General features: G+C 73.2%; 6 protein-coding genes. 4 read left to right on the top strand and 2 right to left on the bottom strand.

Annotation, left to right across the window (positions count from 1 at the left end; genetic code table 11):
- Positions 1-690, top strand: a 690-nt coding sequence (locus tag PAI11_RS27355; RefSeq protein ID WP_170320737.1) for a PucR family transcriptional regulator, incomplete at its 5' end; no start/stop codon positions are given.
- A gap of 888 nt (positions 691-1,578) precedes the next feature.
- Entirely contained in the window at positions 1,579-2,088 is a 510-nt protein-coding gene (locus PAI11_RS24570; protein ID WP_007576417.1) for a PPOX class F420-dependent oxidoreductase, read from the top strand.
- Positions 2,089-2,290: 202 nt separating this feature from the next.
- On the opposite strand, the gene sucD is transcribed toward PAI11_RS24570, so the two are convergent.
- Both sucD and sucC read right to left on the bottom strand, forming a co-directional pair.
- Positions 2,291-3,169 carry a succinate--CoA ligase subunit alpha gene (sucD, locus tag PAI11_RS15345; protein WP_007576416.1) on the bottom strand — a complete coding sequence of 293 codons (879 nt, stop codon included), beginning with the start codon at positions 3,167-3,169 and terminating at the stop codon, positions 2,291-2,293.
- Positions 3,169-4,317, bottom strand: a complete 1,149-nt coding sequence (gene sucC / locus PAI11_RS15340; RefSeq protein ID WP_007576415.1) for an ADP-forming succinate--CoA ligase subunit beta — start codon at positions 4,315-4,317, stop codon at positions 3,169-3,171. Before sucC ends, sucD begins: the two co-directional genes overlap by 1 nt.
- 312 nt (positions 4,318-4,629) lie before the next feature.
- On the opposite strand from sucC, the gene PAI11_RS15335 reads away from it, so the two are divergent.
- On the top strand, positions 4,630-5,631 hold the full coding sequence (locus PAI11_RS15335) for a daunorubicin resistance protein DrrA family ABC transporter ATP-binding protein (RefSeq protein ID WP_007576414.1): 1,002 nt from the start codon (positions 4,630-4,632) through the stop codon (positions 5,629-5,631).
- Positions 5,628-6,410, top strand: coding sequence for an ABC transporter permease (locus PAI11_RS15330; protein WP_007576413.1), 783 nt, complete (start codon positions 5,628-5,630; stop codon positions 6,408-6,410). The genes PAI11_RS15335 and PAI11_RS15330 overlap by 4 nt, the downstream gene beginning before the upstream one ends.
- Positions 6,411-6,428: the final 18 nt, after the last annotated feature.

Below are 6,428 nucleotides of genomic sequence, written 5' to 3'. Positions count from 1 at the left end.
GCGGCGGGTGGGGCGCCGGCGGCCGGGCGCGCGGCGGGTGGGGCGCCGGGGTCCGGGTCGGGACGGCCGGCGGCCGAGGGTCGCGAGGCGGCGCCGCAGATCCTCGGTCGGGTCCGGGCCGAGCTGGAGGCCCAGCTGACCTCGGACGACGTCCCGTTCCTGCTGACCACGCGCGAGCTCGACCTCGTCCTGATCGCCCCCGAGCCGCTGGCCGACGTGCTCGAGCCGGCGCTCCACGACCTGGCCTCGGCGGCCGGCCCGCTCGACGCCGGGGTCGGGCGGGCGACGGCCAACGTCGAGCAGCTGCCGCGTAGCTACCAGGACGCCCGCTTCGCGCTCCAGCAGCTCGCCAACGTCGACGCCGGCGGTCGCTCCCGGGTCCTCGGCCACGAGCAGCTCGACCTCGTCACCGCCCTGGTCTGCGACGCCGACCCGCACCTCTTCGCCCCGCGCCGCCAGGCCGTGATCGACGCGCTCGGCGGTCCGCCGCTGGAGGACACCCTGCGGGTCTTCCTGGAGCACCGCCTGGACGTGACCAGCACCGCCCAGGCGCTGCACCTGCACCCCAACTCCCTGCGCTATCGGCTGAGCCGCATCGAGGAGCGGCTCGGCCGCTCGCTCCGCGACCCCGGAACGATCGCGATGCTGCACGTCGCCTTCCGCTTCGGCTGGGCGTTCCGGGACGGGTAGGGGGTCGTGGCCGTGGTCGGGGTCGGGCGGGGGTGAGGCCGCGAGGCCGTGGGCGGCTCGGCGGGGTGGGGCGCTCGGCGGGCGGGTGGGCGTGGCGTGGCGTGGGTTGGCTCGGGGGAGCGTGGGTGATCGGGCCGCCGGGTTGCGGGCCTTCTCGGGGTTGGCTGGGTGGGCCGGGCGTGGGGGTAGCTGGCGGCTGCCGCCTCGCCTTGTTGGCCGGCGGGCTGTCGGTGGTGCTGCGGGGTCTTGCGTGCTGGCGACTGGGGCCGGGTACGGGTGCGGGCGGGGTGTTCGTGGTCGGGCGTGCTGGGTGCGGTGCGCTTGGCTGGGCTGGCCGGGTGGGCAGGACGTTGGGTGGCTCGGCGCGGCGGATCGGGCTGGCGGGGCCCAGTGGCGCGGCGACGGTGCTGAGCGGGGGGGTGAGTGGCGCTTGGTGGGTGGTCACCGGCGGGGTGGGGTCGGTGTCGTGCCGTGGGCGGTGGTCAAGGGATCGGGCCACTCGCGGCGTGGGGGTGGCTGGTGACGTTCGCCCCCCTTGCCGGGCCGGGACCGCCAGGCGGATGCGGCCGCAAGCCGGATCGGGCCGGGTCGGGTCGGGTCGGGCCGGGTCGGGTCGGGTACGAGCATTAGACGCCAAGGGCCCACGGCCGGGCTGGGTGTGGCGCCTGCTGCGCCTCCAGCGAGCACCACGCGCCGAAGGTCGCGGCGGACGTGGGGCGTGGCGCCCCGTGCACGTGGTCGCGGAGGACCGACGGCCCCGGAACGGACGCCACGCCCTCACGGCCCTCCCGCTCACGGCCCCGGCGGCCTTCCCGCCATCCGTGACGCTCGCGTCACGTCGGCGCGGGACCCTGGAGATCGGGGCGGACGGCGCCTACCCTGGAGCGCATGCCGCTGCGTCACGTCGTCAAGCCGTGGGCCCGGGTCGTCTCGCCGGTCGCCCGGGCCGTGACGGCGGTTCCCGGGCGGCTCGTCGGTCGGGTTCCGGGCGTCACCGACGACGCCGAGACGGCGATCGCGATCGCCGACGTCTTCCCGCCGCTGGCCGGCAGCCGGGCGCTGCTGCTGACGACGTTCGCGGGCAACGGGGCGACGGTCACCGACACCGCCTGGTTCGCCGCTGACGGCGGCCGGATCGTCGTCGCCACCAGGGACCCGGCCAAGCTCGAGCGGATCAGAGCCCGCGCCGAGGTGCTGGTGGCGCCGTGCGACGCGACCGGCCGGCGGCAGGGACCGGACCTGCCGGCGGTCGCCGCCGAGCTCTCGGGCGACGAGGGCGCCGACGCCCAGGCCGCGCTGGCCGCGCGCTACGGGGTCGAGCTGCGGGCCGTCCGGCTGGCGTCGATGGTCGGCGGCCGGGCCGCCCGGACGGCGATCGCGATCCGGCCCGTCGACTGACCGCCGGCCCGGTCGTCGTCGCCGTCGACTGACCCGCTACCCGCCGCTTCCGCTCGACGCCGGCCCGCTCGACGCCGCTCCCGCCCAACGCCACCCCGGAACGACGACGGGGCGGCCGAAGCCGCCCCGTCGAGGAGATCCGTCGCCGTCGCGACGGCAGACCGCGCGACGACCGAGCGCGTGGCCCGGCCGCCGCCGCGGCTCAGCCCTTCAGGATCTCGATCGCGATCTCCGCGACCTGGGTCGGGGTGCGACCGACGCGCACGCCCTTGGACTCCAGCGCCTCGGCCTTCGCCGCGGCGGTGCCCGCCGAGCCCGAGACGATCGCGCCGGCGTGGCCCATCTGCTTGCCCTCGGGGGCGGTGAAGCCCGCGATGTAGCCGACGACCGGCTTGCTGACGTTGGCCGCGATGTACTCCGCGGCCTCCTCCTCGGCCGAGCCGCCGATCTCGCCCGAGAGCACGATCAGCTCGGTCTGGTCGTCCTTCTCGAACAGCTCGATGATGTCGACGAACGACGAGCCCGGAACCGGGTCGCCGCCGATGCCGACGATCGAGGAGTTGCCGAACCCGGCCTGGGCCAGCTCGTTGCCGATCTGGTAGGTCAGGGTGCCCGACCGCGAGACGACGCCGACGTTGCCCGGCTTGAAGAACGACGCCGGGATGATGCCGACGTTGGCCTTGCCCGGCGACAGGATGCCGGGGCAGTTCGGGCCGACCACGCGGGTGTTCGGGTGGTCGCGCTTGATCGTGTTGTAGAGCTTCAGCTCGTCGTGGGCCGGGATGCCCTCGGTGATGATCACGACCAGCTCGACGCCGGCCTGCGCGGCCTCGAGCGCCGACGCGGCGGCGAACGGCGGCGGCACGAAGATCATCGCCGTGTTGGCGCCGGACTCCTTGACGGTGTCCTCCCAGTTGGCGAAGACCGGGATCCCCTCGACGTTCTCGCCCGCCTTCTTCGGGTTCACGCCGCCGACGACGTTGGTCCCGTACCTGCGGTTGTTGAGCGTGTGGAACGAGCCCTCGCGCCCGGTGATGCCGGCGACCGCCAGCTTGGTGTCGTTACCGACCAGGATCGACATCAGCGGCTCTCCTTCGCCAGCTCGACGACCTTGGCGGCCGCCGAGTCCATCGTCTTCTCGGCGTACACGTTCGGCAGCGCGGCCTTCTCGAGGATCTCGCGGCCGAGGACGTCGTTGGTGCCGTCCAGGCGGACGACGAACGGGACGGTCGGCTTGAGGTCGGCGAACGCGGCGACCAGGCCGTTGGCGACCTCGTCGCAGCGGGTGATGCCGCCGAAGATGTTGAACAGCACCGCCTTGACGTTCTCGTTGCTGAGGATGATCTGGACGGCCTGCTTGACCTTCTCCGCGTCCGATCCGCCGCCGGCGTCGAGGAAGTTGGCCGGCGATCCGCCGTGCTGGGCGACGACGTCGAGCGTCGACATCACCAGGCCGGCGCCGTTGCCGAGGATCCCGATGTTGCCGTCGAGCTTGACGTAGACGACGTCCTGCTCGGCCGCCTGGACCTCGATCGGGTCGAGGTTGGCCTTGTCGCCGAGGTCGGCGTGGTCGGGGTGGCGGAAGGCCGCGTTGCCGTCCAGCGAGACCTTCGCGTCGAGCGCCTTGACCTGGCGGTCGGGCGTGACGATCAGCGGGTTGATCTCGGCGAGACTGGCGTCCTCCTCGATCCAGACCTCGTAGAGCGCGACGAGCGCGTCGGCGACGCCCTCGATCACGTCGGCGTCGGCGCCGCCCTTGGTGGCGATCCCGATCGCCTGCTCGCGGGTCAGGCCGACCAGCGGGTCGACGTTCTCCTTGATCAGCTTCTCGGGCGTCTCCTCGGCGACGGTCTCGATCTCGACGCCGCCCTCCGTGGAGAACATCACCAGCGGCTTCTTGGCCGAGCGGTCCAGCAGCACCGAGGCGTAGTACTCGGTGGCGATGTCGGACGCGTGCTCGATCCAGAGGGTGCGCGTGATGTGCCCCTTGATGTCGAGGCCGAGGATGTTGGTCGCGTGCTCGCGCGCCTCCTCCTCGTTGGACGCCAGCTTCACGCCGCCGGCCTTGCCGCGGCCGCCCATCAAGACCTGGGCCTTGACGACGACGGGGTAGCCGATCTCGTTCGCTGCCGCGACCGCGTCATCCACGGTCGTGACGGCCTTGCCGTCGGACACGGCGAGGCCGTGGCGTCCGAACAGCTGCTTGCCTTGGTACTCGAGCAGGTCCATGTGCCGTTCCTGATTCGGTGGGAAGCGCGCGACGGGGGGCGGCACCCAGCGGGCACCGGAGTCACGGGTCGCGCTTTCAGCGGGAGTCGGGTCGGTCCGGAGAGCGGCTTCCGACGTCCACGCGCGGGGATGCTAGCCCTCCGCTGGGCTCGGCGCGTTCGCGACGCGAGGTCCCGCCCGGTCGGGGGGATCGGCGCGGACCCGGACGACGACGTGGCGGCGTACGCAGGACTCGAACCCGATCGGCGTCCGCAACATTTCTCCGAAACGTCCAAGACGAACGCCGACACGCCAGGTACGGTGGCCTGCGTGGTGGACCAGGCGGAGAACGACGCGGCGATCGAGGTCCGGGGGCTGGTCAAGTCCTTCGGCGACGTGGAGGCCCTCGCGGGGATCGACCTGACGGCCCCCACCGGCTCGGTGCTCGGCCTGCTCGGTCCCAACGGCGCGGGCAAGACGACCGCGGTCCGGATCATGACGACGCTGCTGCAGCCCGACGCGGGCAGCGTCCGCGTGGCCGGGCTCGACGTCGCCGACGACGCGCAGGAGCTGCGGTCGCAGATCGGCCTGGCCGGGCAGTACGCCGCGGTCGACGAGTACCTGACCGGGGCCGAGAACCTGCGGATGGTCGGACGGCTCTACCACCTGTCGGCGCGCGACGCCCGGCAGCGAGCCGACGAGCTGCTCGAGGAGTTCTCGCTGACCGACGCCGCCAACCGCACGGCCGGCACCTACTCCGGCGGCATGCGCCGGCGCCTCGACCTGGCCGCGGCGCTGGTCGTCCGCCCGCCGGTGCTCTTCCTCGACGAGCCGACGACCGGCCTCGACCCCCGCAGCCGGCTGTCGCTGTGGGAGACGATCGAGGAGCGGGTCGCCGACGGCACGACCGTCCTGCTGACCACGCAGTACCTGGACGAGGCCGACCGCCTGGCCGACCAGATCGCCGTGATCGACCACGGCCGCGTGATCGCCGAGGGCACCTCCGACGAGCTGAAGTCGCGGGTCGGCGGGGAGCGGGTCGAGGTCCACCTGGTCGACCACGGCCAGGCCGCCGCGGCCCTCGCGGCGCTCCAGCCGCTCTGCGACGGATCCGCCCCCACGGCTGCCGACGACGACGCCGAGGACGGGGTCGTGCGGCTGCCGCTGCGGCCCGACGCCGGCGGGGTCGCCGCCGCCGTTCGCCGCCTGGACGCCGCGGGCGTCGAGATCTCGGACATCGGCGTCCACCGGCCGACCCTCGACGACGCCTTCCTGACCCTGACCGGCCGTCCCGCCGAGGACGCCGCCGACGACGCCGCGGAGGAGTCCCGATGAGCCTCGCCACCACCTTCAGCGACACCACCGTCCTGGCCGGCCGCCAGCTGCGGCGGATCCCGCGCCAGCCGGACCTGCTGATCGGCTTCACGATCCAGCCGATCATGTTCGTGCTGCTGTTCCGCTACGTCTTCGGCGGCGCGATCCAGACCCCGGGCTTCGACAACTACGCCCAGTTCCTGATGCCGGGGATCATCGTCCAGTCGATCGCCTTCGGCGGGTTCGTCACCGCGCTCGCCGTCGCCGACGACATGAGCAAGGGCCTGATGGACCGCTTCCGGTCGCTGCCGATGTCGCGGATCGCCGTGCTCGCCGGCCGCTCGTTCGCCGACATCGTCCTCAACAGCCTGCAGCTGGTGCTGCTGATCGTCGTCGGCCTGGTCGTCGGCTTCTCGTTCGGGACCGACGTCGGCCAGGTGGTGCTCGGGATCGTGCTGCTGCTGATGATCGGCTTCGCCTTCAGCTGGGTCTTCGCCCTGATCGGCCTGGCGGGCGGATCGGCCGAGAGCGCCAACGCGATCGGCTTCACCGTGATCTTCCCGCTGACGTTCGCGTCGGGGATCTTCGTCCCGCCGGCGACGATGCCCGACGGCCTTCGCGAGTTCGCCAACGCCAACCCGTTCACGACCTGGGTCGACGCCGTCCGGCACCTGTTCGTCGGCGGCCCCGCGGCACCGGCCAACAGCGACGTCTGGGTCTCGTTCCTGTGGGTGGTCGGGATCACGATCGTGGCCGCGTTCTTCGCGGTCCGCAAGTATCGGAACGCCGTCGGCCACTAGCCGGGGCGCGGCGCGAGG

It is taken from the genome of Patulibacter medicamentivorans, from assembly GCF_000240225.1.
GTDB lineage: Bacteria > Actinomycetota > Thermoleophilia > Solirubrobacterales > Solirubrobacteraceae > Patulibacter > Patulibacter medicamentivorans.
This window is presented reverse-complemented; position numbering and strand designations above follow the sequence as displayed.

Excerpts from the sequence above, each read along its gene's own strand:
- PAI11_RS24570 (WP_007576417.1), top strand. The coding sequence starts at position 1,579 with ATGCCGCTGCGTCACGTCGTCAAGCCGTGGGCCCGGGTCGTCTCGCCG.
- PAI11_RS15330 (WP_007576413.1), top strand. The coding sequence starts at position 5,628 with ATGAGCCTCGCCACCACCTTCAGCGACACCACCGTCCTGGCCGGCCGC.
- sucC (WP_007576415.1), bottom strand. The coding sequence starts at position 4,317 with ATGGACCTGCTCGAGTACCAAGGCAAGCAGCTGTTCGGACGCCACGGC.
- sucD (WP_007576416.1), bottom strand. The coding sequence starts at position 3,169 with ATGTCGATCCTGGTCGGTAACGACACCAAGCTGGCGGTCGCCGGCATC.